General features: G+C 42.8%; 24 protein-coding genes, 9 tRNA genes and 1 riboswitch. Of the genes, 29 read left to right on the top strand and 4 right to left on the bottom strand.

Annotated features, from left to right (window positions below; genetic code table 11):
• The first annotated feature begins 40 nt into the window (after positions 1-40).
• From A0765_RS03420 to ldcB, 13 genes are all read left to right on the top strand, one after another.
• A tRNA-Val gene (locus A0765_RS03420) sits at positions 41-113 on the top strand.
• 4 nt (positions 114-117) lie between these two features.
• Positions 118-190 (top strand) — tRNA-Asp (locus A0765_RS03425).
• 30 nt (positions 191-220) lie between these two features.
• A tRNA-Lys gene (locus A0765_RS03430) sits at positions 221-293 on the top strand.
• A 5-nt stretch (positions 294-298) separates the two neighbouring features.
• Positions 299-380: transfer RNA gene (locus tag A0765_RS03435), tRNA-Leu, on the top strand.
• 15 nt (positions 381-395) lie between these two features.
• Positions 396-468: transfer RNA gene (locus A0765_RS03440), tRNA-Thr, on the top strand.
• 18 nt (positions 469-486) lie between these two features.
• A tRNA-Gly gene (locus A0765_RS03445) sits at positions 487-558 on the top strand.
• Between the two features lie 5 nt (positions 559-563).
• Positions 564-649 (top strand) — tRNA-Leu (locus A0765_RS03450).
• Between the two features lie 18 nt (positions 650-667).
• Positions 668-741: transfer RNA gene (locus A0765_RS03455), tRNA-Arg, on the top strand.
• A 42-nt stretch (positions 742-783) separates the two neighbouring features.
• A tRNA-Pro gene (locus A0765_RS03460) sits at positions 784-857 on the top strand.
• 275 nt (positions 858-1,132) lie between these two features.
• A complete protein-coding gene (locus tag A0765_RS10735) occupies positions 1,133-1,684 on the top strand; it encodes a hypothetical protein (RefSeq protein ID WP_371259502.1) in 552 nt (183 codons plus the stop codon).
• Positions 1,681-2,268, top strand: coding sequence for a DUF6574 domain-containing protein (locus A0765_RS10740; RefSeq protein ID WP_062004638.1), 588 nt, complete (start codon positions 1,681-1,683; stop codon positions 2,266-2,268). The genes A0765_RS10735 and A0765_RS10740 overlap by 4 nt, the downstream gene beginning before the upstream one ends.
• A gap of 18 nt (positions 2,269-2,286) precedes the next feature.
• Positions 2,287-4,002: a TcaA second domain-containing protein gene (locus A0765_RS03475; RefSeq protein ID WP_062004640.1), complete on the top strand. Its 1,716-nt coding sequence runs from the start codon at positions 2,287-2,289 to the stop codon at positions 4,000-4,002.
• Positions 4,003-4,011: 9 nt separating this feature from the next.
• Positions 4,012-4,794 carry an LD-carboxypeptidase LdcB/DacB gene (gene ldcB, locus A0765_RS03480; RefSeq protein ID WP_062004642.1) on the top strand — a complete coding sequence of 261 codons (783 nt, stop codon included), beginning with the start codon at positions 4,012-4,014 and terminating at the stop codon, positions 4,792-4,794.
• A gap of 198 nt (positions 4,795-4,992) precedes the next feature.
• Here ldcB and A0765_RS03485 read toward each other — a convergent pair whose 3' ends face one another.
• The gene (locus A0765_RS03485; protein ID WP_062004644.1) at positions 4,993-5,787 is read right to left on the bottom strand and encodes a peptidylprolyl isomerase; all 795 of its coding nucleotides are present in this window, start codon (positions 5,785-5,787) and stop codon (positions 4,993-4,995) included.
• A 55-nt stretch (positions 5,788-5,842) separates the two neighbouring features.
• Positions 5,843-6,262 (bottom strand): NUDIX hydrolase, encoded by a 420-nt coding sequence (locus A0765_RS03490; protein WP_062004646.1) that lies wholly within the window; start codon positions 6,260-6,262, stop codon positions 5,843-5,845.
• A 341-nt stretch (positions 6,263-6,603) separates the two neighbouring features.
• On the opposite strand from A0765_RS03490, the gene A0765_RS10450 reads away from it, so the two are divergent.
• The 4 genes from A0765_RS10450 (at position 6,604) to gloA2 (ending at position 9,810) form a co-directional block, all read left to right on the top strand.
• A complete protein-coding gene (locus A0765_RS10450; protein ID WP_179856143.1) occupies positions 6,604-6,756 on the top strand; it encodes a hypothetical protein in 153 nt (50 codons plus the stop codon).
• Between the two features lie 37 nt (positions 6,757-6,793).
• The gene (locus tag A0765_RS03500; RefSeq protein ID WP_061911566.1) at positions 6,794-6,943 is read left to right on the top strand and encodes a PspC domain-containing protein; all 150 of its coding nucleotides are present in this window, start codon (positions 6,794-6,796) and stop codon (positions 6,941-6,943) included.
• A gap of 71 nt (positions 6,944-7,014) precedes the next feature.
• Entirely contained in the window at positions 7,015-9,318 is a 2,304-nt protein-coding gene (locus A0765_RS03505) for a DNA translocase FtsK (protein WP_062004650.1), read from the top strand.
• Positions 9,319-9,423: 105 nt separating this feature from the next.
• Complete coding sequence (gene gloA2 / locus A0765_RS03510; protein ID WP_062004652.1) at positions 9,424-9,810, top strand: SMU1112c/YaeR family gloxylase I-like metalloprotein; 387 nt, start codon at positions 9,424-9,426, stop codon at positions 9,808-9,810.
• A gap of 106 nt (positions 9,811-9,916) precedes the next feature.
• On the opposite strand, the gene A0765_RS03515 is transcribed toward gloA2, so the two are convergent.
• Positions 9,917-10,264 (bottom strand): DUF3397 family protein, encoded by a 348-nt coding sequence (locus A0765_RS03515; RefSeq protein ID WP_005589256.1) that lies wholly within the window; start codon positions 10,262-10,264, stop codon positions 9,917-9,919.
• 149 nt (positions 10,265-10,413) lie between these two features.
• Between A0765_RS03515 and rplK the strand changes: the two genes are divergently transcribed.
• From rplK to A0765_RS03550, 7 genes are all read left to right on the top strand, one after another.
• Positions 10,414-10,839, top strand: a complete 426-nt coding sequence (gene rplK, locus A0765_RS03520) for a 50S ribosomal protein L11 (RefSeq protein ID WP_001085808.1) — start codon at positions 10,414-10,416, stop codon at positions 10,837-10,839.
• 97 nt (positions 10,840-10,936) lie between these two features.
• A complete protein-coding gene (gene rplA, locus A0765_RS03525; RefSeq protein ID WP_049511650.1) occupies positions 10,937-11,626 on the top strand; it encodes a 50S ribosomal protein L1 in 690 nt (229 codons plus the stop codon).
• A gap of 128 nt (positions 11,627-11,754) precedes the next feature.
• A complete protein-coding gene (locus A0765_RS03530; RefSeq protein ID WP_061910139.1) occupies positions 11,755-13,203 on the top strand; it encodes an APC family permease in 1,449 nt (482 codons plus the stop codon).
• A 311-nt stretch (positions 13,204-13,514) separates the two neighbouring features.
• Entirely contained in the window at positions 13,515-14,450 is a 936-nt protein-coding gene (locus A0765_RS03535; protein ID WP_062004654.1) for a manganese-dependent inorganic pyrophosphatase, read from the top strand.
• Between the two features lie 86 nt (positions 14,451-14,536).
• The gene (locus tag A0765_RS03540; protein ID WP_062004656.1) at positions 14,537-15,049 is read left to right on the top strand and encodes a YiiX/YebB-like N1pC/P60 family cysteine hydrolase; all 513 of its coding nucleotides are present in this window, start codon (positions 14,537-14,539) and stop codon (positions 15,047-15,049) included.
• Entirely contained in the window at positions 15,042-15,695 is a 654-nt protein-coding gene (locus A0765_RS03545) for a DUF1803 domain-containing protein (RefSeq protein WP_062004658.1), read from the top strand. The genes A0765_RS03540 and A0765_RS03545 overlap by 8 nt, the downstream gene beginning before the upstream one ends.
• Positions 15,696-15,791: 96 nt before the next feature.
• A complete protein-coding gene (locus A0765_RS03550) occupies positions 15,792-16,541 on the top strand; it encodes a CPBP family intramembrane glutamic endopeptidase (RefSeq protein ID WP_062004660.1) in 750 nt (249 codons plus the stop codon).
• A 24-nt stretch (positions 16,542-16,565) separates the two neighbouring features.
• On the opposite strand, the gene A0765_RS03555 is transcribed toward A0765_RS03550, so the two are convergent.
• A complete protein-coding gene (locus A0765_RS03555; RefSeq protein ID WP_062004661.1) occupies positions 16,566-18,011 on the bottom strand; it encodes a UDP-N-acetylmuramoyl-L-alanyl-D-glutamate--L-lysine ligase in 1,446 nt (481 codons plus the stop codon).
• A gap of 86 nt (positions 18,012-18,097) precedes the next feature.
• Between A0765_RS03555 and A0765_RS03560 the strand changes: the two genes are divergently transcribed.
• The 5 genes from A0765_RS03560 to mgtA all read left to right on the top strand — a co-directional run bounded on the left by A0765_RS03560 (position 18,098) and on the right by mgtA (position 25,930).
• Positions 18,098-19,726, top strand: a complete 1,629-nt coding sequence (locus A0765_RS03560) for a putative polysaccharide biosynthesis protein (RefSeq protein ID WP_062004663.1) — start codon at positions 18,098-18,100, stop codon at positions 19,724-19,726.
• Positions 19,727-19,877: 151 nt separating this feature from the next.
• Positions 19,878-20,972, top strand: coding sequence for a cystathionine gamma-synthase (locus tag A0765_RS03565; protein ID WP_062004664.1), 1,095 nt, complete (start codon positions 19,878-19,880; stop codon positions 20,970-20,972).
• Between the two features lies 1 nt (position 20,973).
• A complete protein-coding gene (locus A0765_RS03570) occupies positions 20,974-22,140 on the top strand; it encodes a MalY/PatB family protein (protein ID WP_062004666.1) in 1,167 nt (388 codons plus the stop codon).
• 52 nt (positions 22,141-22,192) lie between these two features.
• Positions 22,193-22,348: riboswitch (M-box (ykoK) riboswitch) on the top strand.
• A gap of 152 nt (positions 22,349-22,500) precedes the next feature.
• Positions 22,501-23,112: a glutathione S-transferase family protein gene (locus A0765_RS03575; RefSeq protein WP_048763342.1), complete on the top strand. Its 612-nt coding sequence runs from the start codon at positions 22,501-22,503 to the stop codon at positions 23,110-23,112.
• 157 nt (positions 23,113-23,269) lie between these two features.
• Positions 23,270-25,930, top strand: coding sequence for a magnesium-translocating P-type ATPase (gene mgtA, locus A0765_RS03580; RefSeq protein ID WP_062004668.1), 2,661 nt, complete (start codon positions 23,270-23,272; stop codon positions 25,928-25,930).
• Positions 25,931-25,942 lie beyond the last annotated feature (12 nt).

Consider the following 25,942-nt stretch of genomic DNA (forward strand, 5'->3'; position numbering starts at 1 on the left):
AGTCGCTTAGCAGGATAGGAAGTCGGAGTACTTCCTTTTTGGGAGTTTAGCTCAGCTGGGAGAGCATCTGCCTTACAAGCAGAGGGTCAGCGGTTCGATCCCGTTAACTCCCATATAGGTCCCGTAGTGTAGCGGTTATCACGTCGCCCTGTCACGGCGAAGATCGCGGGTTCGATTCCCGTCGGGACCGTTGAAATTGTTAGACAGTTTCAAGAAGAAAGACTCGTTAGCTCAGTTGGTAGAGCATTTGACTTTTAATCAAAGGGTCACTGGTTCGAGCCCAGTACGGGTCATAAGCGCGGGTTTGGCGGAATTGGCAGACGCACCAGATTTAGGATCTGGCGCTTTAGGGCGTGGGGGTTCAAGTCCCTTAACCCGCATAGAAATATAAATGAGCCGGCTTAGCTCAGTTGGTAGAGCATCTGATTTGTAATCAGAGGGTCGCGTGTTCAAGTCATGTAGCCGGCATTTTTTTTAGATAGAGATGCGAACGTAGTTCAGTGGTAGAACACCACCTTGCCAAGGTGGGGGTCGCGGGTTCGAATCCCGTCGTTCGCTTTGAGGCCGGGGTGGCGGAACTGGCAGACGCACAGGACTTAAAATCCTGCGATTGGTAACGATCGTACCGGTTCGATTCCGGTCCTCGGCATAGCGGATATGCGACAGGGCACCCTTAGCTCAACTGGATAGAGTACCTGACTACGAATCAGGCGGTTAGAGGTTCGACTCCTCTAGGGTGCATGAAGGGAAACGAGGTCATATGACTCCGTTTTTACTTATGATCGGGAAGTAGCTCAGCTTGGTAGAGTACTTGGTTTGGGACCAAGGTGTCGCAGGTTCGAATCCTGTCTTCCCGATATGCTAATTCATAAAAGACAACGGCTATATGCTGTTTTTTTTTATATTTTATGGGTTCTGGTTTTTTGCTTTTCCATAATGTCTCTATAATTTATAAGTTTTCGTAAATTAGATAGTATCCATATAGGATGTGGTCTTTTTACTTTTTGATTAAAGTATTTGGCTTACTTCATATTTTTTCCTATTTATGCGTGCCTATTGCCTTGATTGAATTTTTATCTGATTTTTTGTATACTAATATGAGGATAATCATTTATCGATGGGAGATTTTTATATGTTAAAGCAAGATTGGCTCGAGTATTTTGAAGCTGTGAATGGCCGTTCAGCAACGGATGCGGAAATTACTCAAGCTTTGCTGGCTGGTGAATTTGTGGAACCTGAGGTGACAAGTACGAACCAAGTTGGAAGTGAAACTGGCTCAATCATATCAGACTCTGTTCCAGCACAGCACAAGGAGGAGCTTCAAACGGTGAATATTATGCTCAGCAGCAAAATAGTTTTCAGGAACAGAATGGGCAAACTCCGTTCACTCAGCCAACTGGGCAACAATATCAAGAGCTTCCTCAGCAACAGCCTAACCAAAACCAGTTTGCTAATCAAGCACAATCATTTGCTCAACAGGGATATCCTTATCAACAACCAAATGGTGGGCAACCTAACCAGTTTGTTGCTCAGACTCAATCTTCTGGTCCGCAAGGCTTCAATCAGCAAGCTTATCAAATCAATCCGCAAGGCCAGTTTAATGGGCAGAATTTCCAGCAAGGACCACAGGCCTACTACAGTCAGCAACAGCCGGCGCAACCAAGTGAATTTTCTAAAACAATGAAAGGTTTCTGGGCTTGGCTTGTTTCTGCTTGGAAGTCGCCAACTTCAGAAGTTGAAAGTAGCAAATTAAATGGCTATCTTTCTCTAGGATTGACTGTTTTCTTTGCGGCTATTGTGGTGAATTATAATTTTTATAATCTTATTCATTCGGTGAGTTTTGGCTTTTACAGTGGTCCGACTTTTGATTTTAGACTTTTCTTGGTCTCACTGATAGCGGCAGCCCTCGTTCTTTTCTCCATTATTTTAGGAGGCTTTGCTGTAAAACGCATGGTCTATAAGGATGGAAGCTTTAGCTTTAATAAGGCATTTGACTGGTATGGACGACTCTATGCGATTGCCTTACCTTTTGTAGCTTTTTCTGCCTTATTTAGTTTTCTTGGGATTATGTCTGTCTCCCTCTTCCTAGCATGGATCGGCTTAGTGTTAATTGGGGTCGGAGTAACCTTTGCTTTGATTTATTCAAAATCTAGCACATCAATGGATCCTTTTTATAAATATTTACTGGCAATTATTGTCAATGGTGTGATTACATTTATCTTTACTTTCATCGCTTTCTCGTTACTGATGAGTCTTATGATGATGTAAAGTTCTTGGAGGTGATTTATGGCAACGAAAGAAAAGTGGGTTGAGCTTTTTGAGCAAGTGATTGGTAGAAAGCCAACCGCAGATGAGTTTTTAGAAGGAAAACGTTCTGATTTTGATCCCAGAAAGATTATTTCTATTGCGGCTCCAGCAGGACAAAGTAACGATGGGCCAGCTGAAGAGAAGCAAAGCTCGGTGACTCAGGAAAAAAATTGGGGGCAAGAGGAGCCATCCCTAGAGTTTTTCAAAGAAGAATCTGTTGTGGAGCCTCTTAAAGAAGAAAAGCAAGAGTTTTCAAAAACGGATCAATACCAAGAGCAACGGGAGAGTTGGCTGCAAGCTTTCGAGATGAATATTGGTAGAAAGCCTACTAAAGAGGAATTTTTAGAAGCACGAAATCAAGGTTTTGCTAATTTGCCTATTCGCTCTGAATTACTGGAATCGGAATTGCCTCAAAAACCAATACAAAAAAGAAGGTCGAAGAAGAAGGTCGTGATGATTGCTTTTCCTCTTATTCTACTTTCTGTTTTGGTGGCAGCCTTTCTTTATTTAAGCTCAGTGACAGGTGTTAAAGTTGTTACGGATGATTTTGCAAAAGCGGTTACTAAAAAGGATTATGATGGAATCGCAAACCTACTTTCTTCTAACTCAGATAAGTGGACACGTGCAGACGCGAGGGCTTTGGTCGAGCACTTAGAGAGTCAAGAAATCAATATTGAGACCGAGTTGGACAACATTGCTAAGTCAAAGGGTAAATCAGCCTATATTGATGACAATCAGAATAAACTTTTAGGTGTAACTGAAAAAAGCAAGAAATTTGGGATTTTTCAGGAATATCAAATAGTGGCCTATCCAGTAGAGGTGAAGGTTAACACGAACTTAGACAATGCGAGCATCAAAGCCGGAGATAAGAAAAGCCTTCCTTTGAGTAAGAATGCTGAGACGAATATTGGCAAATATCATTTTATCAAGCAGGAATTTACCCTGAAAGGGAAGACGGAAGTTGGAGAGATTGAGAGTAAGATCCAGCTTGATTTAGCAACTGCTAAGAATAATGAAATTAAATTGGATCTTAAATCGGAAAAGAAACGATTAAAGGTTACTATGCCAGCAGAAGCTTCAAATGCAACAGACCTTAAAATTGTTGTAAATGGCAAGGAAATTGGTAGTAGCTTGGAAACAGATATTCAAGTTGTACCACATCAAGAACTGGAAGTTTATGCTAAGTTTGTTGTTGCTGATAACACTTTTGTAACCAACAAGGAGAGCATTGTTGTCAAAGGAGACACGCTTGATGTTGCTTTATCTTTACCTAAAGAAGTGACAGATAAGATCAAAGAAAAGGACGAAGAAGCTAAAAAGGTAGAAGCTAACAAGACAAAAATTACCAATTTCCTTAGCGAATATCGCACAGCTGTTTTCAGATCGGTCTCTAATCGTTCCAATTATTATGCTCAATATTATGACACTTCTAGTCCAGCATACAAAGAGATGGTTGAGTGGACTACAGGTGGTGGTGTCAAGAAGGCGAAAATTGATTATTACGATCCAGGAGCTTTGGATATCCGTGAGGTGAGAGAGGAGAACGGCTCCTATATTGTGACGACTTATGAAGACTATACAGTTCACTATATTGATAGTACTCCAAATAGTGTCAATCGAAAAAATAAAACTTACTATTTGAAGCCGACTGGAAATTCCTTTGCAATCTACAATATTGAAGTTTCAGAAAGTTAGTGGAATACAATGAAATATAATAAACTTATTTTTCTAGCAATGTCAGTCTTGGTTTTAAGTGCTTGTTCAGCAGCCAAAGACAAGACTGAAAGTAGTACAAACAAGCAGACTAGTAGCTCAAAGGTATCTGTTGAAAAGAAAGAGACTGAAAAAGACCAGGCATCTAGCCAAGATACAAGGAGTGAATCGGATGGTACGGAGTCTAAGAAGGAGCAGAAACAGGACGTAACTGTTGATAAAAATGTTTCTTACAACGGAAGCTATTATAGCGTTCAAGGGAAATATGACGAAATAGTCATCGCCAATAAACACTATCCATTATCAGCTGATTACAATCCAGGTGAGGATCCGACGGCTAAAGCAGAACTACTTAAGTTAATCGCAGATATGCAGTCCAAAGGTTATCCTATCAGCAACCAATATAGCGGTTTTCGTAGCTATCAAACTCAGGTCGGCCTTTATCAAAGTTATGTGAATCGAGATGGACAAGCTGCGGCTGATCGTTATTCGGCAAGACCAGGCTACAGCGAGCACCAAACTGGTTTAGCATTTGATTTGATTGATAGTAGCGGCAATCTGGTTGAAGAAGCGGGAGCTAGTCAGTGGCTCTTGGACAATGCCTATAAATATGGTTTTGTAGTACGCTATCCTGTTGGCAAGGAGGCTTCTACTGGATATGTGCCTGAAAGTTGGCATCTACGCTATGTAGGAAAAGAGGCCAAGGAAATTTCCGAATCTGGTCTCACACTGGAAGAGTATTATCATTTTACAGGTGGTAATTATGTCCAGTAAAATCTAATTGTAGACTCAGCATCTATCTTATTCTCAAAAGTTAGAAGCTACATATCTCACTTTAAAAGTGGAGTTGAACTGCTGGATGATTAGAAAAATGCATAGTAAAACCAGTCCTCGTTTTTTTGGGACTGGTTTTTTGTTTTATTGACACTAAGACCTAACTCATAAGATGAGAGAACTCGAGTTGACTTTTTCCTATTCTTTTATAATTTCAATCTTTTCGATTTTAATATCTGTTTTGGGTTTATCTTTATCGCCAGTTTCTGTGGCAGCAATTTTGTCTACTACGTCCATGCCTTCAATGACTTGACCAAAGACAGTATAGCCGCCGTCAAGGCTTGGATTTCCGCCGTTTTTGTAAGCTTCAATGATTTTAGCTGGGAAGGTGTCGGTCGGTAATTGTTTGGATAAGTCTTTCTTGCTTTGGTTGATGAAAAATTGACTGCCGTTGGTGTCTTTTCCAGCATTAGCCATGGCTAGTGCACCGCGCAAGTTGTAGAGGTAAGGAGAATATTCATTCTTGAAGCCATTTCCTGAGTCAATAGACTCATTCTTGCCTTTCCAAATGGATTCGCCACCCGTGCCATCTCCTTTAGGATCGCCGGTCTGAATCATGAAATCATTGATAACGCGGTGGAAAATCACACCGTCATAATAGCCTTCCTTTGCATGTGTCAGAAAATTTTCGACAGCTAAAGGAGCGTATTTAGGAAACAGCTTGAGGCGAATATCTCCTTGTGTTGTGATAATCTTGACTTCAGCCTCATCTTCGGCAACTTCTGTAGATAGTTGTGGGAAGTTGGCATTTTCATTGGTCATGGCATCCTTGTATTGTTCACGGAGTTTTTGAGCTTCAGCTGCCTCAGAGCTGGTATCGGTAGCAGAAGACTGCTTAGGAGCGCTGGAGGAGTTGGTAGTAGAATCTTCTTTAGTGGAGCAGCCTGTCAGAGCAAGTGCAGATAAAAGACTAAAAAGAATGATTTTTTTCATAAATAACCTTTCTATGCATAAGTTTATGAACTATTGCTATTTTACTATAAGTGCTTTAGTTTTTCAAACTTTCCTGCGTCAGAAATTCCAAGAGCAGGGATTTGAGGCTTTTTGGACGCAGATTGTGGTTGTAAAGTTCTTGCAAGCTGATCCATTCGGGCTGGTAAATGTTTTGGAGACTACTGCGCTCGAGCTCTTCGCCTTGCATGAGGGGAGTCTCAGCCGTACTTAGAATGGTGTAGAAATAATACTCCTCTTTTCCCTGATTGTTCAGGGAAAAAGCTGTGTGTAGCTGGTCAGCAGAAAAACTAAGATTGACTTCTTCTTTCATTTCCCGTAAGGCAGCTTCTAAAGGCCCTTCTCCAAGTTCGATAGTTCCACCGGGAATTACCAAATACTCTTGCCCATTCTTCCAGCGGTGAATGAGCAAAATCTTGTCCAAGAAAGGATTGTAGACAATCACACCTGCTCGCATACGATTCTCCTTTCCGCTGTTTTCTTCTAAATAGTCTAGCAAAAATAGCTAAAGATTACCAATCTGAGTGATAGAAACATTTTCTTGAGATTTCTGCTTGTTAGAAAAAATATACATGTTAGAATGAATGTTATACTTCAGAAATGGATTGCTTATGCCTATAAATTTTAAGGAAGCTATCTTGTTCATCTGCTTTTATATATAACGGCTTTTTTAGTAGAGCCATTGACCAAAGAACTGGCCATTCGTTTTTTGAAAGTTCATCATAAGTGCTGACAAAATATTAGGGCGCATCCTTGTAAATGGAATGTTATTTGGGAGCTCGGGGAACAAATCTTGTAATGGCTGTTTCCTTTAACTTTCTCCTGGTTGGCTCATTCTCGTCTTTTATACTAGGGCGTATCCAGAAAGCTTTCCCTAGTAAAAAAGCCGAAGATTTTGAGGATGATGATGAAATTTTGAAAATTATTTTAGGGAAAATTATGGTAGAATAGGATAAGAATCATTCGTTTAATCTAACAAAAACTTGTAATGTATCTGAAGGGAGTTTGCTCCGGGCTAGCTCGGTATTTTAATATAGATCCAGTCATCATCCGTGTTTTCTGGGGAGTTTCCTTTTTTGCTTATGGGATCGGACTTCTTCCCTACCTCATTTTCTGGGTGATTTTGCCAGAAGAATAAGGCAGAAACTAGTTGCAAAAGGCAGCTAGTTTTCTGTTTAGAAGATCTTAAAATATGGTATAATGGAAGTTATGGCAAATAAGAAAAATACAAAAAACGGTCGGACTACGAGACGGCCGACAAAAGCGGAATTAGAAAGACAAAAAGCGATTCGACGAATGATAGTCACCTTTGTTTTGGCTATCGCTTTGTTGTTTGCTGCTTTGAAGCTGGGGGCTTTTGGAGTCACCATTTATAATTTAATTCGTGTTCTGGTAGGGAGCCTGGCTTATGTGGCGATTCTAGCTGCCTTGTTTTATCTCTTTTTCTTTAAGTGGCTGCACAAACATGAGGGGAAAATTTCAGGCTTTATCAGCTTTTTCTTAGGACTCAGCTTAATTTTTCAAGCCTATTTTGTTCATGTTTTGCATTTGAAAGGACAGGTTTTATCTACAACGCTTACGCGAGTCCTGACAGATTTGATGGCCTTTAAAGTGGCCTCATTTGCTGGTGGCGGGCTGATTGGGGCGGCTCTTTATGCTCCGATTTCTTTTCTTTTTTCAAATATCGGCTCTTATTTTATCGGCCTGCTCCTGATTTTTCTAGGGGCTCTGCTCATGAGTCCATGGTCGCTTTATGATCTTGCTGAGAAATTTAGCGTGGCTTTCCAAAACTGGAGAGAAAAAGAGGAAGAAAAACGTCAGCTTCGTTTCCTTGAGCAGGAGGAGAAAGCTGCACAGGCAGCTATGCAAGCCATTGAGGTAGAGCAGGCAGAGACTGAAGTGGATCCTGAAACGGGGGAGATTTTAGATGGTGAGGATTTGTCTTACTCGCCTATGGACTTTGATGAGGTGGACTATGCTGAATCGGGAGAGTATGATCCTCATGAGCCCCTGGACTTTGACCACGAAGAGGAAATAGAAGAAGCAGAAGCAGATACAGATGTAGAAGTGGATTTTACAGCTAAAGAAAATCTAGACTATAAACTACCGACTATCAATCTCTTTGCGCCTGATAAGCCCAAAAATCAGTCCAAAGAAAAGCGGATTGTCCGTGAAAATATCAAGATTTTGGAAGAAACATTTGCTAGCTTTGGGATTAAGGTTACTGTCGAGCGAGCTGAAATCGGGCCTTCTGTCACTAAGTACGAGGTTAAGCCAGCTGTCGGCGTTCGGGTCAATCGGATCTCCAATCTGGCTGATGACCTGGCTTTAGCCTTAGCTGCTAAGGATGTGCGGATCGAGGCACCCATTCCTGGGAAATCCCTGGTCGGGATTGAGGTACCTAACTCTGAAATTGCGACTGTGACTTTCCGAGAACTCTGGGAGCAGTCCAAGACAGATGCTAGCAAGCTCTTAGAAATCCCACTTGGGAAGGCTGTCAACGGCTCTGTCCGCTCCTTTGACTTGGCTAAGATGCCTCACCTCTTGGTGGCGGGCTCTACTGGCTCTGGTAAATCTGTGGCCGTCAACGGCATTATCGCCAGCATTCTCATGAAGGCCAGACCGGATGAAGTCAAGTTTATGATGGTGGATCCTAAGATGGTGGAGCTGTCCGTTTATAACGACATTCCCCACTTGCTCATCCCTGTCGTGACCAATCCTCGCAAGGCCAGCCGTGCATTGCAGAAAGTCGTAGACGAGATGGAAAACCGCTATGAACTCTTTTCCAAGGTCGGTGCTCGTAACATTGCTGGCTACAATGCCAAGGTTGCTGAGTACAATGCCCAATCGGAGTACAAGCGGGTTCCCCTGCCTCTAATCGTCGTCATCGTGGATGAGCTGGCTGACCTCATGATGGTGGCCAGCAAGGAAGTGGAAGACGCTATTATACGTCTGGGACAAAAAGCGCGTGCGGCTGGGATTCACATGATTCTGGCTACCCAGCGGCCATCTGTAGATGTTATCTCGGGGCTGATTAAGGCCAATGTGCCGTCTCGAATTGCTTTTGCAGTCTCCAGCGGGACAGACAGTCGGACCATTCTGGATGAGAATGGGGCGGAAAAGCTCTTGGGTCGTGGAGACATGCTCTTTAAGCCGATTGATGAAAATCATCCAGTTCGTTTGCAGGGCTCCTTCATCTCAGATGAGGACGTGGAGCGCATCGTAGCTTTTGTCAAGAATCAAGCTGAAGCTGACTATGACGACAGTTTTGATCCAGGCGAAGTATCTGAAAGTGATTTGGATACTGGCGGGGGCGATGATGAAGGCGATCCTCTCTTTGAGGAAGCCAAGGCCTTGGTTATCGAGACCCAGAAAGCCAGCGCTTCGATGATTCAGCGGCGACTCTCGGTCGGTTTTAACCGCGCCACCCGTCTTATGGAAGAACTGGAAGCGGCAGGCGTTATCGGACCAGCCGAAGGAACCAAGCCGAGAAAGGTTTTGCAGACGAGTTAAACATTTTTCCGAGCAGTTGCTTAACAAGAATAATATCCTGTAATACAAATCTGCCAGCAGTTAGCCGGCAGATTTTCTCTACTGAAGAATGAAAGGAAAAAAGCTATGAAACTGGATAGCATTCACCATATTGCGATTATTGGCCATGATTATGCCAAAACTAAGACTTTTTATGTGGATAAGCTGGGCTTTGACATGCTGGATGAGCACCATCGGCCCGACAAGCAGGACATTCTCTTTAATGTCCGCAAGGGGAGTCTAACTTTGGAAATTTTTATCAAGGAAGAAGCACCCAAAAGGCCTGCTTTGCCTGATCCAGAACATACAGGCCTGCGGCATCTGGCTTTCCGAGTGACTGATGTCGAAGAAACGCTAGTGGAGTTTGACCGATTGGAGATTCCCCATACCGAGCTGCGCTATGACGACTTTGACGGCCGTAAGATGGCTTTCTTCTTTGATCCGGATGGCCTGCCTCTAGAGATTCATGAATAAAACTAGGAGAATCGGAGGGCTTTGTTTCTCAACAGAAGAATGACTCATAAGATGCGCGTATGAAAAGCCCATCGGTCAGTACAGACCGATGGGTTGTGTTTTACATTTATAAAAAGAGAGCGATGACCATGGCTAGATACATAAAGAAGGTCAAGATAAAACCAGCCCGCCAGAAGAATTTAAAGAACTTGGGATAGTAGAAAGTCCGTTTTTTCCTAAGAAAATAAGCTGTGATGGCGATAGCTAGGCCAGACAATACTAATAATAGGTGGGGTAAAAGACTGTGATAGAAGGCCTTGTCTGAAATGATATACAACTCTATAGCAAAAAAAGGGAAAGCCAAATCTGCAAAATTCAAGCCAAATTTTCTTAGCCTGAAGACCTTCACCGCGATAATCGATAAGATAAGTGTTAAAAAGATAAATAATACAGAAGCAATTTTTAATAATACCATGTAACTATTTTACCATAAAAATGAGAAAATATAAGAATTTTTCTTGCATTTTGAAAAGATTAGTGTATAATAGAAAAGTATGCAAAAAGCATACTTGTGGGAGGTAAAAATCTCTAATTACCGCCAAAACCACAAAGGAGGATTTAAAAATGGCTAAAAAAGTCGAAAAACTTGTAAAATTGCAAATCCCTGCTGGTAAAGCTACTCCAGCTCCACCAGTTGGACCTGCTCTTGGTCAAGCCGGTATCAACATCATGGGATTCACAAAAGAGTTCAACGCTCGTACAGCTGACCAAGCTGGTATGATCATTCCAGTTGTTATCTCAGTATACGAAGACAAATCATTTACTTTCGTTACAAAGACACCACCAGCTGCTGTTCTTTTGAAAAAAGCTGCAGGTGTTGAAAAAGGATCAGGTACACCTAACAAAACGAAAGTTGCTACAGTTACTCGTGCACAAGTACAAGAAATTGCAGAAACTAAGATGCCAGATTTGAACGCAGCAAACATTGAGTCTGCAATGCGTATGATCGAAGGTACTGCTCGTTCTATGGGATTCACTGTTGTTGACTAATCAATAACACCCCCAATATAACCCGCAAGACTTCATCATTTCGAGGAGTGACGTGGGAGATGAAAATCGATTGAACCACTTACAAGGAGAATAGAAAATGGCTAAAAAAAGCAAACAACTTCGTGCTGCTCTTGAGAAAATCGACAGCACAAAAGCATACAGTGTAGAAGAAGCTGTAGCACTTGCAAAAGAAACTAACTTTGCAAAATTTGACGCAACTGTAGAAGTTGCTTACAACTTGAATATCGACGTTAAAAAAGCTGACCAACAAATCCGTGGCGCAATGGTATTGCCAAACGGTACTGGTAAAACTTCACGCGTTCTTGTTTTCGCGCGTGGTGCAAAAGCTGAAGAAGCAAAAGCTGCTGGTGCAGACTTCGTTGGTGAAGATGACCTTGTTGCGAAAATCAACGACGGTTGGTTGGACTTTGACGTAGTTATCGCTACACCTGACATGATGGCTCTTGTTGGACGTCTTGGACGTGTCCTTGGACCACGTAACTTGATGCCAAACCCTAAAACTGGTACTGTAACAATGGATGTTGCTAAAGCAGTTGAAGAGTCTAAAGGTGGTAAGATCACTTACCGTGCTGACCGTGCAGGTAACGTTCAAGCTATCATTGGTAAAGTTTCATTTGAAGCTGACAAGTTGGTTGAAAACTTCAAAGCGTTCAACGAAACAATCCAAAAAGCAAAACCAGCTACAGCTAAAGGAACTTACGTAACAAACTTGACTATCACAACTACTCAAGGTGTTGGTATCAAGGTTGACGTGAACTCACTTTAAGAATTGAATTTGAGCTACCTATGGGTAGCTCTTTTTTTGGACAAAATATGCTGAAGACGGTTACAAAAATATAAAAATATGGTATAATTTTATGGAGCTATTTATTTTATATTCAAAGGAGATGAATGATGAAAAAAGATCAGAACCAGCTGACTTGGCTGATGGTGTCCCTGATTGCCTTTAATATGGTTTGGGGTCTGGGAAATGTGGTTAACAACTACTCCCAACAAGGGATTTCAGTCGTTGTTTCTTGGATTCTTATCCTGGCCATTTACTTTATTCCCTATGCCCTCATCGTGGGGCAGCTAGGCTCGACTTTCAAGGAAAGCGGAGGTGGTGTCAGCGACTGGGTGGAGAAGACTTCTACCAAGCGCTTGGCTTATTTTGCGGCTTGGACTTACTGGGTGGTGCATATTCCCTACTTGGCTCAAAAGCCACAGGGAGTTCTGATTCCTTTAGGATGGGCTATCCAAGGAAATGGCGATTTTTTGAGCAGTCTTGATATTCACTGGATTGTTATTCTTAGTTTGCTGATTTTCGGTGCCTTTCTCTACTTATCCACCAAGGGGCTGTCCACACTTAAAGTGATTGGGGGCTTGGCTGGAAGTGCGATGCTGATTATGTCCTTCCTTTTTGTTCTATTAGCGGTCGGTGCGCCTTTTATCAAGCCGGATATGCAGTTCGCAACGGCTAATATGGACAAGCTCAGTACTTATATTCCTAATTTTGATTTTTCATATTTTACGACTATCTCGCTCTTGGTCTTTGCGGTCGGTGGGGCTGAGAAAATTTCGCCTTACGTTAACCAAACTCGCAATCCAGCTAAGGAATTTCCAAAAGGGATGATCATCATGGCCATCATGGTTGGAGCCTCTGCGATTTTAGGTTCTCTGGCCATGGGTATGCTCTTTGACGGTAGCAATATTCCTGAAGATTTGATGCGTAACGGTGCTTATCAAGCCTTCCAAATGCTGGGTAACTACTGGGGTGTAGGTAATGTACTGGTAGTTATCTATGCCCTGACCAATATGGTTGGACAGATTGCGGCCTTGGCTTTCTCTATTGACGCGCCTCTACAAATCTTGCTCAATAATGCAGACGAAGAATTTGTTCCAAGCTGGCTACGTAAGCGGACATCAAAAGGTGTATTGATTAACGGTTATATTCTGACAGGGATTTTGGTAAGCTTCCTGATTGTCCTACCAATCTTTGGAATCAAGGAAATTGATGGTCTGGTTAAATGGATGACTAATCTTAACTCAATCGTTATGCCGATGCGTTATCTTTGGGTATTCGTAGCTTATATGTTGCTCAATAAAGCTTGGAAGAAATACAAGGATGCGGAATACAAACTTACTAAAAATCCAAAATTTGGCTTTATCATCGGAGCTTGGTGCTTCCTTTTCACAGCTTTTGCTTGTATTTTAGGTATGGTTCCCAAAGTAGATTATGCAGTTGATCCAGCTGGTTGGCGCTTCTCTCTGATGACAAATATCTTGACACCGATTGTCTTGATTAGTTTAGGCGTCATCTTACCTCTCTTGGCTAAACGGGAGAAGAGACAGTCACTTAAATAGTAGTGACAAACGCCTCTATCGCTAAATTGATAAATTTTTCAGTCCTATCTTATGATAGGGCTGTTTTTTAGGAAACAATCCTTTCACAGGAAATAAAAATGATAAAGCAAGCGTTTCTTCTGGGGGACTTTCATCAGAGATGATACTTGTATCGACGGTTAAAGTTGGATGATTATTTTGAAGGTTCAGCTCAGACCTCTATTGCAAAGCTACAATTTTTCTCAAGAAAATATCCTTCTCCTTTTGTGAAATACCTATAATTGTGGTAAAATAAGTGGAATAAATATTATTAAAAACAAAGAGGTATTATCATGTCTAAGATTCTAGTATTTGGTCACCAAAATCCAGACTCAGATGCCATCGGGTCATCTGTAGCCTTTGCTTATCTTGCAAAGACAGCTTACGGTTTGGATACAGAAGCAGTAGCTCTTGGGACTCCAAATGAAGAAACAGCCTTTGTATTGAACTATTTTGGTGTAGAAGCACCACGCGTCATCACATCAGCTAAAGCAGAAGGTGCAGAGCAAGTCATCTTGACTGACCATAATGAATTCCAACAATCTGTTTCAGATATTGCTGAAGTGGAAGTTTATGGCGTTGTGGATCATCACCGTGTAGCTAACTTTGAAACTGCAAGCCCACTTTACATGCGTTTGGAACCTGTTGGGTCAGCGTCTTCTATCGTTTATCGTATGTTTAAAGAACACGGTGTGGCAGTCCCTAAAGAGCTTGCTGGTTTGATGTTATCTGGTTTGATTTCAGATACACTTCTCTTGAAATCTCCAACGACACACCCAAGTGATAAGGATATTGCTCCTGAGTTGGCTGAGTTAGCAGGTGTGAACTTGGAAGAATACGGTCTCGCTATGCTGAAGGCTGGTACAAATTTGGCAAGCAAGTCTGCAGAAGAATTGATTGACATTGATGCTAAGACTTTTGAATTGAACGGAAACAATGTCCGTGTAGCGCAAGTCAACACTGTTGATATTGCTGAAGTCTTGGAACGCCAAGCAGAAATCGAGGCAGCAATGCAAGCGGCTATTGCAGCAAATGGTTATTCTGACTTTGTTTTGATGATTACAGATATCGTAAACTCAAACTCAGAAATCCTTGCAATTGGCGCAAACATGGACAAGGTAGAAGCAGCTTTCAACTTCAAGCTTGAAAATAACCATGCCTTCTTGGCTGGTGCTGTTTCGCGTAAGAAACAAGTGGTGCCTCAGTTGACTGAAAGCTTTAACGCTTAATTTCCTGAGTGGCAGCTCAAAATAGGAAACACTGGTTTTCCGCACATGTAAAGGAGTTTCGGCTCCTTTTTTGATAGACGAGAGAAATGAAGATTCAAGATTTACAAAATGGTGACCTGCTGTTCACAGTCGGTCAATCCGAGATGGCAGCAGCGATTCGGACAGCAACGGGCTCCTATAGCCATGTGGGTATCTTTTTTGATGGTGAGATTTACCATGCAACGCTGGAAAAGGGAGTGGCCCATCAGCCCTTGAGCCAGCTTTTGGAGGAAGGGGACATCTATCATGTCTTTGCTTATCCTGAGATAGATGCGACCAGCGTCTTTAAAGAAGCCAAATCCCATCTGGGCAAGTCCTATAATGCTAGTTTTTGTGCTGAGAGCGAGGGATTTTACTGTTCGGAATATATTGCTCAGATTTTGCCAATTTTTGAGACCATTCCCATGCAGTTTGGAGATGAGGAAAACCTGATTTCTAATTTTTGGCAAGTTTACTATGAGGACTTGGGCTTAGCAGTGCCTATAGGACAGCCTGGAACCAATCCCAGTCAGTTGGCTCAATCAGCCAAGCTTATCTATAAAGGAGAGCTCCATGATTAAAATTCTCAATCCGACTCGGCTGACACGACAGCCCTTATTTGAAAAACTAATCAATTATCTGGATCAGCAGGATGATGTGATTTTAAGAGAAATCAAACGTGAATTTGCGGGCTTTCCCAATCTAGATCGCTTCATGGAGGAATGTATCAAGGCGGGCTATATTCGGCGGGAGAATAAGCGCTATTATCAGCAAGTCCCGCTTTTGGAGAAACTAGAAAATCTATCTTTGGATCAGGAAATCTTTATTCGAGATGATAGTCCGATCTATCAGGAATTGTTGAATTTGAGCTTTGAGACTCAGCTTGCTAATCAGACTAATGCGGCTATTCTGCTGGAAAATACCGATTTTCAGAGAGATAAACTGACCTTGTCCAATTATTTTTATAAAATGCAGCGACAGTATCCGCTGTCTGAGGAGCAGAAGCCCCTTTACGCTATTTTGGGAGATGTGAATCTAGAGTATGCCCTCAAGTATATGACGACTTTCCTCCTCAAGTATGCCCGTAAGGATGAGCTCCTGCAGAAGCGTCGAGACATTTTTGTCGATAGTCTGGTGATTCTAGGTTACATTCGTCAGAATGAAGCTGGTAAGTATGAGTTGCAGGCTAGCTTTGACAAGGAACGCCTAATGTTCCAATTGGACTGATAGTTTTTAGAATGAGGGAAAAATTAGACAGACCCACCTGTCATTTTGCTATATTCTGTGCTATAGTAGTATATAGAATTTGGGAAAGGAATTAGAATGACAATGTTGAAAAAAATCTATCCCGAGCAGCCACTGGAGAACCTCAGATGGTTTGATATGCTGATTTTAGCAATTATTATGTTTGGCCAATTTATTTATTCCTCAACAATAAATTGGCTTACGATGTCCAGCTCTGTAGGACAAGCAATCGTGCCCAGACCAGAGGATGAAAATTTTGCCTTGCTGAGCAATTTGAAATTGCAAGTTTTTCTGCTGGTGTTGGCACTGATCTATCTAGGCATCCGCCATTATGATTTTAAACAGCTGAAACTACGCTTGTCTTGGTCTATTCTTTGGGCGCCCTTGATTTTTGCGGTTGTCGGCCTGACTTCTGATGTGATAGCAGCTTTAGTCGGTTCCTATAATTATTTTGACTTAGAAATCTTGCAGCATATCGACTGGACCTTTGTCGAAGTTTTTCGAAAACTAGCTGCGCTGGGACCTGTCGTTATTCTTTATTCTCTCTTCAATGGTGTTTATGAGGAATTCTTTTTCTTAGGCTTGCTCACATCGGTGAAAGAAGAGAGCAAATGGTGGGTTTTAGGCTTTTCAACGCTGGTTCGCTTTTCTGTCCATACCTATCAGGGGCTAGTCTCTGCTTTTCTGATTGGCGTGGTCTTCGGTCTGTTCTATTATTTCTTTTACAAATACAAGGTTAAAAACTTGCTGCCTTTCTTTTTGGCACACGCCTTTGCTGATATGGTAGGCAGCAGCTTGCTCTACGTCTTAGTGATGTGGAATGGATAATAAAAAAGGACTTTCAAGTCCTTTTTATATGTATTTTTCTGCCAGTGCATAATCACCAGGATAGGGAACCTTTTGGTCATTGATGATTTGGTAGGCATCTGCTCCCTTGCCAGCTAGAATGACTGCATCACCTTCAGCACTAGTCAGGCTGAGGGCTTTTTTGATAGCTTCTTCGCGATCAGCGATCATCTCCACCTCAAAGGAGATGTAGCTAGCAATTTCTTTTGCGATAGCAATCGGATCTTCACGATTTGGATCATCTGCGGTTAAAATGACTTTGATTTCAGGGTGTTGGTTGAGTAGGAGGCCAAAGTCCTTGCGTCGACTTTCTCCCTTATTGCCAGTAGCTCCTAGGACAAGAACGGTCTGCCCTTTTTGATGTTCTTGTACGACGGACAGCAATTTAGCCAAACTGTCGCCATTGTGGGCATAGTCCACGAAGACCTTGGCACCGTTTGACTGGGTCAAGACCTCCATGCGTCCCGGCACTCGTGTCTGGGCAATACCAGCTTGAATATCTTCCATAGAAGCTCCGAGTCGTAGGCAGGCTAGACCAGCAGCAATGGCATTTTCTTGATTAAAGCGACCAATCAGCTGGATATCGTAGGAACCAGCCAACTTCCCTTGCGCTTCAAAGGAGAAGGCTTGCGATTGCTGGATGCTATTGGCGGAGTCTGGTCCATAGAAGTCGTGGTCATAGTTGGCCACTTGCTCAGCCACAACTTGAAAATGATCCATGCCACTATTGACGACAACAGCTCGGCTATTGTCCATCAAGAGTCGCTTGTGGTAGAAGTAGTCTTCAAAAGTCGGATGCTCAATAGGGCCGATATGGTCAGGGCTGATATTGAGAAAGACGCCCACATCAAAGGTCAGGCCATAGACCCGCTTTTTAAGATAGGCTTGACTGGATACTTCCATGATGAGATGGGTACGACCATTGGCTACAGCCTGGGCCATCATCTCAAAGAGGTCTAAACTTTCAGGAGTGGTCAGGGTTGATTTAAAGAAAGTTTCGCCGTCCAGAGTGGTATTCATAGTAGAAAGCAGGGCTGGTTTATGGCTTTGTTTTAAAATATTATAAGCGAAATAAGCCGATGTGGTCTTGCCCTTGGTACCAGTGAAGGCCAAAAGTTTGAGTTTTTGCTCTGGGTGACCGTAAAATTCCATAGAAATGAGACTCATGGCTTGTTTAATATCATTGACCAGAAGCACTGGAATTCCGACTTCGAGGTCAGTCTCACTCAGGTAAAACTCTAGTCCAGCTGCTACAGCCTTCTCTAAAAATTCCCGCTTGAAATGCTCGCCCTTGACAAAAAAGAGAGTTTTGCTATCTGCCTTGCGACTATCATAGCTAATCTTGTCAAAGGTCAAGCCCTGATAGTTGAAGTAGTAGTCTCCATCAGCGATGATTTCACGAAAATTTTGGTCTTTTTTTAAAATATCTAGTATTGTTTCAATTTTTATCATATCTCTATTGTAAACCGAAAGGCTATGTTTTACAAGAGGCAAGGAAAAGTTTATAATAAAAGAAGAACAAATAGAAGAGGTTTTCTATGAGCCAAGAAACAACGAGCCAGCAGCAGAAAATGCTAAGAGGGACTGCCTGGCTGACTGCTAGTAATTTTATCAGCCGCCTTCTCGGGGCTGTCTATATCATTCCTTGGTACATCTGGATGGGCCAGCACGGAGCAGAGGCCAATGGTCTCTTTACTATGGGCTATAATATATATGCTTGGTTCCTTTTGGTTTCCACAGCAGGAGTACCGGTAGCTGTTGCCAAGCAAGTTGCTAAGTATAATACGATTGACAAGGAGGAATACAGCTTTGCTCTCATTCGAGAGTTCCTCAAGTTCATGCTGGGATTGGGACTGATCTTTGCAATCATCATGTACTTGATGGCACCGGTTTTTGCCTCAATGTCTGGTGGCGGGGCTGACCTGATTCCAGTCATGCAGAGTTTGTCTTGGGCTGTGCTCATTTTTCCGTCTATGAGTGTCATTCGGGGCTTTTTCCAAGGATTTAATAATCTGAAACCGTATGCGATTAGCCAGATTTCGGAGCAGGTGATTCGGGTTATCTGGATGCTACTGACGGCTTATTTCATTATGAAAATCGGTTCAGGTGACTATGTTGAAGCCGTGACCCAGTCTACCTTTGCCGCCTTTGTCGGGATGCTAGCAAGTATGCTTGTTTTGCTTTTCTATCTAGCAAAAACGGGTATGCTGCGCTCTATCCTGAGAAAGCCTAAAAAGTCTGCGGGAATTAGTGGTCGCTCCCTTCTCTGGGATACGATACGAGAAGCCATTCCCTTTATCATTACAGGCTCTGCTATTCAGCTTTTCCAGATTATTGACCAGGCGACCTTTATCAACATTATGACCCAGATTAGCGATTATACGAAATCAGAGCTCCTAGTACAATTCGCCTATTTTTCAGCTAATCCGAATAAAATCACCATGATTTTAATTGCGGTGGCAACTTCTATCGGTGGTGTCGGTATTCCTCTCTTGACCGAGAATTATGTCAAGGGTGACTTTCGCTCGGCTGCCCGCCTAGTGCAAGATAATCTTAGTATGTTGCTCTTCTTTATCTTTCCGTCAACAGTGGGAGCAGTTCTGGTGGCTAGCCCGCTCTATACCGTTTTCTATGGTAAGCCAGATAGTCTAGCACTAGGGCTCTTCATCTGCGCTATGCTGCAGACGATCATTCTCAGTGCCTATACAGTTCTCGCTCCGATGATTCAAGCTTTGTTCCAAAACAAGAAAGCCATTCTCTACTTCTTTTATGGGGTTCTTGTCAAGCTCAGTCTGCAGGTGCCGATGATCAATCTCTTCCATGCTTATGGTCCCTTGATTTCAACGACCGTCGGTCTTTTACTGCCAATCTTCTTCATGTTTAGAGAAATTCGCAAGGTTGTTGGTTTGAATCCTAAGAACCTCTTGAAGCGTCTGCTGTTGAGTATGATTCTCACAATTGCCATGGTGATCTTGGTTCTGCTTGTCGAGTATCTACTAAGCTTCATCTTCCAACCAACTGATCGGATGTACAGCTTTATCTATGTCGCTGCCGTTGGAGGAGTCGGAATGCTTGTCTATATCGTACTGTCTCTCAAGGTTCGGCTCATAGACCGTTTTATCGGACAAAAGGCAGATAGTTTACGCCAACGATTAAGAATGAAATAAGAAACGAAGAGTCGTTCAGCGACTCTTTTTTTATGGATTGTTACTCTATAGTTTCAGACTATAGCTAGCTCTTGAAAAGAAAAAAGCTCAAGACTTTCTTAAGATGTTACAATAGAAAGGTAGAATATTTTTAAAAAAGAGGAACGGTTAAATGGAGAGAGAGCGGAAATTAAATACCTTGTTGGCTCAAGCGGGAGTAAAAACAGACACAACAACGGGTGCCTTAACAACACCCCTGCATTTTTCAACGACCTACCAGCACCCTGAGTTTGGCCAGTCCACAGGTTATGACTATACTCGAACCAAGAACCCTACACGGGCTAGCTTGGAAGAGACTCTAGCTGCTATCGAAAGTGCAGATTATGCCCTAGCAACTAGCTCTGGTATGTCGGCTATTGTGCTAGCCTTTAGCGCCTTTCCAGTTGGCAGTAAGGTTTTGGCTGTTCGAGATCTCTATGGTGGCTCTTTCCGCTGGTTTGCTCAGGTCGAAGCGGAAGGACGCTTTAGCTTTACCTATGCTAATACGGAAGAAGAACTCCTGAACAAGCTAACAGAGGATATAGATATTGTCTATATCGAGACACCGACCAATCCTCTTATGGTAGAGTTTGACATTGCCCGCATTTCCCAAGCGGCTCATGAGCGAGGAGTAACTGTCATTGTGGACAATACCTTCTACAGTCCTATTTACCAAAGACCGCTGGAGGATGGAGCTGACCTTGTCTTGCACTCTGCGACTAAGTATCTGGGCGGACACAATGATGTCTTGGCTGGAGCTATCATGACCAATGATACTGCCATTTATGACAAGCTGTTCTATAATCTCAATACAACTGGAGCAGTCCTGTCTCCATTTGACAGCTATCTGCTTTTGCGTGGTCTCAAGACCTTGGCTCTCCGCATGGAGCGCTCTACTCAGAATGCGCAAGAAGTCGTTGCATTTCTGAAGTCATCTCCTGCAGTAAAAGAAGTTCTCTATCCAGGTAAGGGAGGCATGATTTCCTTTAAAGTTGTTGATGAAAGCAAGATTCCTCATCTCTTAAATAGCCTGAAAGTCTTTACCTTTGCAGAAAGTTTGGGTGGAGTAGAGAGTTTGATTACCTATCCAACGACCCAGACTCATGCAGATATTCCTGTTGCAGTGCGCCATTCTTATGGCTTGACTGATGATTTGCTGCGCCTGTCAATTGGGATCGAAGATAGTCGAGATTTGGTAGACGATTTACAAGCAGCCTTGGAGGACTAATATGGGAAGTTATAACTTTGAAACAGCACCCAATCGGATTGGCAAGCATACTTATAAATGGAAAGAGGCGGAGAAAGACAGTCAAGTCCTGCCAGCCTGGATTGCGGACATGGATTTTGAAGTCTTGCCTGAAATCAAGCAAACAGTGCATGATTACGCTGATCAGTTAGTCTATGGCTATACCTATGCTAGTGAGGAGTTGATCAATGCTGTTCTATCTTGGGAGCAGGATGAGCATGGCTACACATTTGACAAGGAAGCCTTGGTCTTTATCGAGGGAGTTGTTCCTGCGATTTCGACGGCTATCCAAGCCTTTACCGATGAAGGCGATGCCGTTCTGATCAATACTCCTGTTTACCCGCCTTTTGCTCGCAGTGTCAAGCTAAATAATCGTCGGTTGATTACTAATTCCTTGATAGAACAGGACGGTCTCTTTCAGGTTGACTTTAATCAGCTGGAGCGGGACATCGTAGACAATGAAGTCAAGATTTACGTGCTGTGCAATCCGCATAATCCCGGAGGTCGAGTTTGGGAACGGGAAGTGTTAGAGAAAATTGGTCGTCTCTGCCAAAAGTACGGCGTTCTCGTAGTTTCAGATGAGATTCACCAAGATTTGACGCTGTTTGGACATAAACACCAGTCTTTCAATACTGTTTCACCTGACTTTAAGGACTTTAGCCTGATTCTAGCCAGTGCGACCAAGACATTTAATATCGCTGGGACAAAAAATTCCTATGCAGTGATTGAGAATCCTAGTTTGCGACAAAAGTTTCAAAAGCGCCAACTGGCCAATAACCAGCATGAAATTTCGGGTCTTGGTTTTCTAGCGACAGAAGCTGCCTATCGTTATGGTAAAGCTTGGTTGACGGAGCTCAAGGCTGTCTTAGAAGAAAATATTGATTTTGTAGTCGATTATTTTGCTAAGGAAGCGCCACGTCTGCGGGTCATGAAGCCTCAAGGGACTTATCTGGTTTGGCTGGACTTTTCAGATTATGGACTGACAGATGATCAGCTCTTCCACTTGCTTCGAGAAGAGGCTAAGGTTGTCCTGAATAGAGGAAGTGATTTTGGTCAAGAAGGCAAAGGACATGCTCGTCTCAATACAGCTGCGCCGAAGACTATGATCAAAGAGATTTGTCGACGGATTGCGGAAGTTTTGGCAAAATAAAATAAAAATAGCTCTCTTTATTGACAATCTTTCTAAAGAGGAGTATAGTAATAGTGTCAATCGGTAGGTGAGGCTACCATAAGGATACGGATGACTACCGCAAAGCAGTGGAGACACTACTCGTTGGTCAACAGTCCTGATCGCAAAGGTCAAGACTAAGCTCATTTCATCGCCTTATGGAGTTAAAGCTTGAACGGTGAATGCTTGTTTTATCTGTGTTTAAAACAATGAAGCGAATAACCTGACATGCAAACAACCCTGCCTAGAATTGGCAGGGTCTTCTTTTTTGCTGAAAATATTTCAAGAGTACAAATAGTTGATTGCCTGCCTCTTAAGAAAAAAGAAGGAGGAGGAATAGTGATGAAATTTTGGTATTCCAGTACCAGTCCTTTTGCGCGTAAAGTCTATGCTACAATTTTACATCATCATTTAGAGGAGCGAGTGGATATTCAGAAGGTTCAGGTGGCTTTCGACAAAAATTCACCACATAATCAAGATAATCCTTTGGGTAGAATTCCTGCTTTTCAAGCTTCCAATGGAGAATGGTTGTATGGTAGTGATTTAATTTCCCAATATTTAGACGAGCTAGGTCAGGAAACTCCGCTTTTTCCTAATGGAATGGAGAAGTGGCACGTTTTAAACATACTGTCCGTTGCTGAAGGAATTTTGGAAAACACAATGCCGATGGTTGCGGAAAAAATTTTTCATGAAAAAGAGCATTGGTGGAAAGACAGACATCAGCAAATTGAAGAGAGAAATGTCCGGAGTTTGGCCTTATTAGAGAAACTGGCTACTGAGCAGGGACTTTCTTTAAATATTGCAACAATCCAAGTAGTTGCTCTTGTAGATTGGTGGAATTTACGTGAAGAAGTCATTGGATTTTCTTTGAAAGAAAATTTTCCAGACTTGCAAGAATGGACCCAGAAGATGAATGCCACTTTTGATGTCTTGCAGGCATCTTGGGATTATTAACTACATTTATAAACTAAGAAAGGAGAAGTACGATGCAAATTGACGATCATCCGGAACCGCACATACACAGCCAATCGCTGATTTGTGTCGTTCTGTCCTCATAAAGTGATTGGTCCCTGTGTATGAAATTTATCAATCATACATAAAGGAGAAACCAATGAAAACAGTAAAAGAAAGATTAGTTGCTGCTCTGCAGCTTCCTGTGCAAGAAACTCTGGCATTTTACAAGAGTTCCTTTCACGGCCTGACAGAAGAGCAGGTCGAAGAAAATCGTGACCTCTATGGTGAAAATATCATCACAAAGGGTCAGGAAGACTCTATTTTTAAGAAGATTTACGAGTCTATCATTAACCCCTTTACAGTCATCTTATTGGTGATTGCCCTAGTGTCCTTAGTGACCAATGTCTGGCTGGCCAAGCCTGGTGAGGAAGATCCGACGACTTCCATTATTATTGTCGTTCTGGTGCTGATTTCTGGAGGCATTCGTTTTATTCAGGAACTGCGGAGCGACCGCGCTGCTAGCAATCTGTCTCGGCTGATTGTCAATACAGCTACGGTCATTCGAGAAGGAACAGAGCAGGAATTTCCAATTGATGAGCTTGTTGTAGGAGACATTATCAAGCTTAGTGCTGGAGACATGATTCCTGCAGATGTGCTGTTGCTGGATTCGCGTGATTTCTTTGTTCAGCAGTCCGGCCTGACAGGGGAAAGTGATGCAGTAGAAAAGATCTGTTTGACCAAGGCGGATGGGCAAAATCTCGATAGCCTTTTAGAGACAGAATCATTGGCCTTCATGGGAACCAACGTTATTTCCGGAAGAGCTACAGCTCTGGTGCTGGTGGTTGGCGATGAGACCATGATGGGAGCCATTGAGCAGACACTGAATACATACGATGAGCCGACCTCTTTTGAGCGCGAGATGAATAGTATTTCCTGGCTCTTGATTCGTCTGATGCTGGTCATGGTGCCGGTTGTGTTCTTCATCAACGGTTTGACAGACGGCGACTGGCTGGAAGCAGGTGTCTTTGCCCTCAGCGTTGGAGTCGGCCTGACTCCAGAAATGCTGCCAATGATTATCACAGCGAGTCTGGCTAAAGGTTCTATTATCATGGCTCAGGAAAAGGTCGTGATTAAGAAGCTGAATGCCATCCAAGACTTAGGAGCTATTGATATCCTTTGTACGGATAAGACAGGCACACTGACCCAAGATGAGATTGTATTGGAATACCCGCTGGATATTCATGGTGATTTGGACTTGGCAGTACTCCGTCGGGCCTTTCTCAATTCCTACTATCAAACTGGACTCAAAAACCTCATGGATCGGGCCATTATCAACCGAACAGAGAAAGAAGCCGAAAAGCATGAGATTGTTCGTGACTTGGACCAAACCTTTAAGAAAATTGATGAACTGCCCTTTGACTTTGAGCGTCGTCGTATGAGCGTCATTGTCAAGGATGATGAGGATGTCATCAGCATGGTAACCAAGGGGGCCTTGGAGGAAATGCTGGCCATCTCTAGCTATGTAGAGTATAAAAATCGCATTACAGAACTAACTGAAGAGATTCGTCAGGAAATCCTTGCGGAAGTGGCTCAACTTAATGAGCAAGGGCTGCGCGTACTTGGTGTTAGCTACAAGTCAGACTTAGAAGAAGATTATGAGTATGAAGTAAAGGATGAGTCCGATATGATCTTGACGGGCTATCTAGCCTTTCTAGATCCACCTAAGTCATCTGCGGCTCCAGCTATTGAAACTCTGGCCGAATATGGTGTTGCCACTAAGATTTTGACGGGCGATAATGATAAGGTAACCCAGGCAGTCTGTGAAAAGGTTGGGTTAGATGTAGACAATATCTTGCTAGGCGTAGAGGTAGATGCTTTATCTAATGAGGAATTGAGTCAGGCGGTAGAGAATACAACGGTCTTTGCCAAGCTCTCACCTGACCAAAAAGCTCGGATCATTCTCCAACTCAAGGCCAATGGCCACAAGGTTGGCTACATGGGTGATGGTATCAATGATGCACCTTCTATGAAAGTAGCAGATGTTGGTATTTCTGTTGATACGGCAGTCGATATAGCCAAGGAAACAGCAGATGTCATTTTGCTGGACAAGGACCTCATGGTTCTGGAGAAAGGGCTGGTAGAAGGTCGCAAGGTCTATGCCAACATGACCAAGTATATCAAGATGACGGTCAGTTCCAACTTTGGAAATATCTTTTCTCTTCTTTTTGCCAGCATTTTTCTGCCTTTTCTGCCTATGGCACCAGTTCATCTGATTGTCCTCAATCTGGTTTATGATTTGTCTTGTATCGCTCTGCCCTTTGATAATGTAGATAGTGAATTTCTCAAGAAGCCTCATATTTGGTCAGCTAGCTCCATTACCCGTTTTATGGCTTGGATTGGGCCAATCTCATCTGTTTTTGATGTTTTGACCTATCTGGTGCTTTACTTTATCATCGTGCCTATGATCACAGGAGGCAGCTATCAAGCTGGTACTGAACAGGCAGTGACCTTTATCACTCTTTTCCAAACAGGATGGTTTATTGAGTCTATGTGGACTCAGACCATGGTTATCTACATGCTACGCTCACCTAAATTGCCTTTTGTGCAAAGCCGTCCTGCTCTTTCCGTCATTGTGACGACCATGGTGGCAGCGCTCTTTGTCACTTCCTTGCCATACAGCCTCTTTGCGTCAGTTCTGAAGACAGCTCCGCTGAATGGCACCTATTTCCTTTGCCTTTTCTTGATTATCGTGCTTTATATGGTTAGTGTAACCCTTGTGAAAGGCCTTTATATCAAGCGTTACAAGGAATGGCTGTAATAGAAGGGCTAG

The sequence above is a fragment of the Streptococcus cristatus genome (assembly GCF_001588905.1).
Lineage (GTDB): Bacteria > Bacillota > Bacilli > Lactobacillales > Streptococcaceae > Streptococcus > Streptococcus cristatus_N.

What these genes read in the sequence shown, in the direction of transcription:
- A0765_RS10735 (WP_371259502.1), top strand. Translation starts at nt 1,133, where the DNA reads ATGTTAAAGCAAGATTGGCTCGAGTATTTTGAAGCTGTGAATGGCCGT.
- A0765_RS10740 (WP_062004638.1), top strand. Translation starts at nt 1,681, where the DNA reads ATGAAAGGTTTCTGGGCTTGGCTTGTTTCTGCTTGGAAGTCGCCAACT.
- A0765_RS03475 (WP_062004640.1), top strand. Translation starts at nt 2,287, where the DNA reads ATGGCAACGAAAGAAAAGTGGGTTGAGCTTTTTGAGCAAGTGATTGGT.
- ldcB (WP_062004642.1), top strand. Translation starts at nt 4,012, where the DNA reads ATGAAATATAATAAACTTATTTTTCTAGCAATGTCAGTCTTGGTTTTA.
- A0765_RS03485 (WP_062004644.1), bottom strand. Translation starts at nt 5,787, where the DNA reads ATGAAAAAAATCATTCTTTTTAGTCTTTTATCTGCACTTGCTCTGACA.
- A0765_RS03490 (WP_062004646.1), bottom strand. Translation starts at nt 6,262, where the DNA reads ATGCGAGCAGGTGTGATTGTCTACAATCCTTTCTTGGACAAGATTTTG.
- A0765_RS10450 (WP_179856143.1), top strand. Translation starts at nt 6,604, where the DNA reads ATGGCTGTTTCCTTTAACTTTCTCCTGGTTGGCTCATTCTCGTCTTTT.
- A0765_RS03500 (WP_061911566.1), top strand. Translation starts at nt 6,794, where the DNA reads ATGTATCTGAAGGGAGTTTGCTCCGGGCTAGCTCGGTATTTTAATATA.
- A0765_RS03505 (WP_062004650.1), top strand. Translation starts at nt 7,015, where the DNA reads ATGGCAAATAAGAAAAATACAAAAAACGGTCGGACTACGAGACGGCCG.
- gloA2 (WP_062004652.1), top strand. Translation starts at nt 9,424, where the DNA reads ATGAAACTGGATAGCATTCACCATATTGCGATTATTGGCCATGATTAT.
- A0765_RS03515 (WP_005589256.1), bottom strand. Translation starts at nt 10,264, where the DNA reads ATGGTATTATTAAAAATTGCTTCTGTATTATTTATCTTTTTAACACTT.
- rplK (WP_001085808.1), top strand. Translation starts at nt 10,414, where the DNA reads ATGGCTAAAAAAGTCGAAAAACTTGTAAAATTGCAAATCCCTGCTGGT.
- rplA (WP_049511650.1), top strand. Translation starts at nt 10,937, where the DNA reads ATGGCTAAAAAAAGCAAACAACTTCGTGCTGCTCTTGAGAAAATCGAC.
- A0765_RS03530 (WP_061910139.1), top strand. Translation starts at nt 11,755, where the DNA reads ATGAAAAAAGATCAGAACCAGCTGACTTGGCTGATGGTGTCCCTGATT.
- A0765_RS03535 (WP_062004654.1), top strand. Translation starts at nt 13,515, where the DNA reads ATGTCTAAGATTCTAGTATTTGGTCACCAAAATCCAGACTCAGATGCC.
- A0765_RS03540 (WP_062004656.1), top strand. Translation starts at nt 14,537, where the DNA reads ATGAAGATTCAAGATTTACAAAATGGTGACCTGCTGTTCACAGTCGGT.
- A0765_RS03545 (WP_062004658.1), top strand. Translation starts at nt 15,042, where the DNA reads ATGATTAAAATTCTCAATCCGACTCGGCTGACACGACAGCCCTTATTT.
- A0765_RS03550 (WP_062004660.1), top strand. Translation starts at nt 15,792, where the DNA reads ATGACAATGTTGAAAAAAATCTATCCCGAGCAGCCACTGGAGAACCTC.
- A0765_RS03555 (WP_062004661.1), bottom strand. Translation starts at nt 18,011, where the DNA reads ATGATAAAAATTGAAACAATACTAGATATTTTAAAAAAAGACCAAAAT.
- A0765_RS03560 (WP_062004663.1), top strand. Translation starts at nt 18,098, where the DNA reads ATGAGCCAAGAAACAACGAGCCAGCAGCAGAAAATGCTAAGAGGGACT.
- A0765_RS03565 (WP_062004664.1), top strand. Translation starts at nt 19,878, where the DNA reads ATGGAGAGAGAGCGGAAATTAAATACCTTGTTGGCTCAAGCGGGAGTA.
- A0765_RS03570 (WP_062004666.1), top strand. Translation starts at nt 20,974, where the DNA reads ATGGGAAGTTATAACTTTGAAACAGCACCCAATCGGATTGGCAAGCAT.
- A0765_RS03575 (WP_048763342.1), top strand. Translation starts at nt 22,501, where the DNA reads ATGAAATTTTGGTATTCCAGTACCAGTCCTTTTGCGCGTAAAGTCTAT.
- mgtA (WP_062004668.1), top strand. Translation starts at nt 23,270, where the DNA reads ATGAAAACAGTAAAAGAAAGATTAGTTGCTGCTCTGCAGCTTCCTGTG.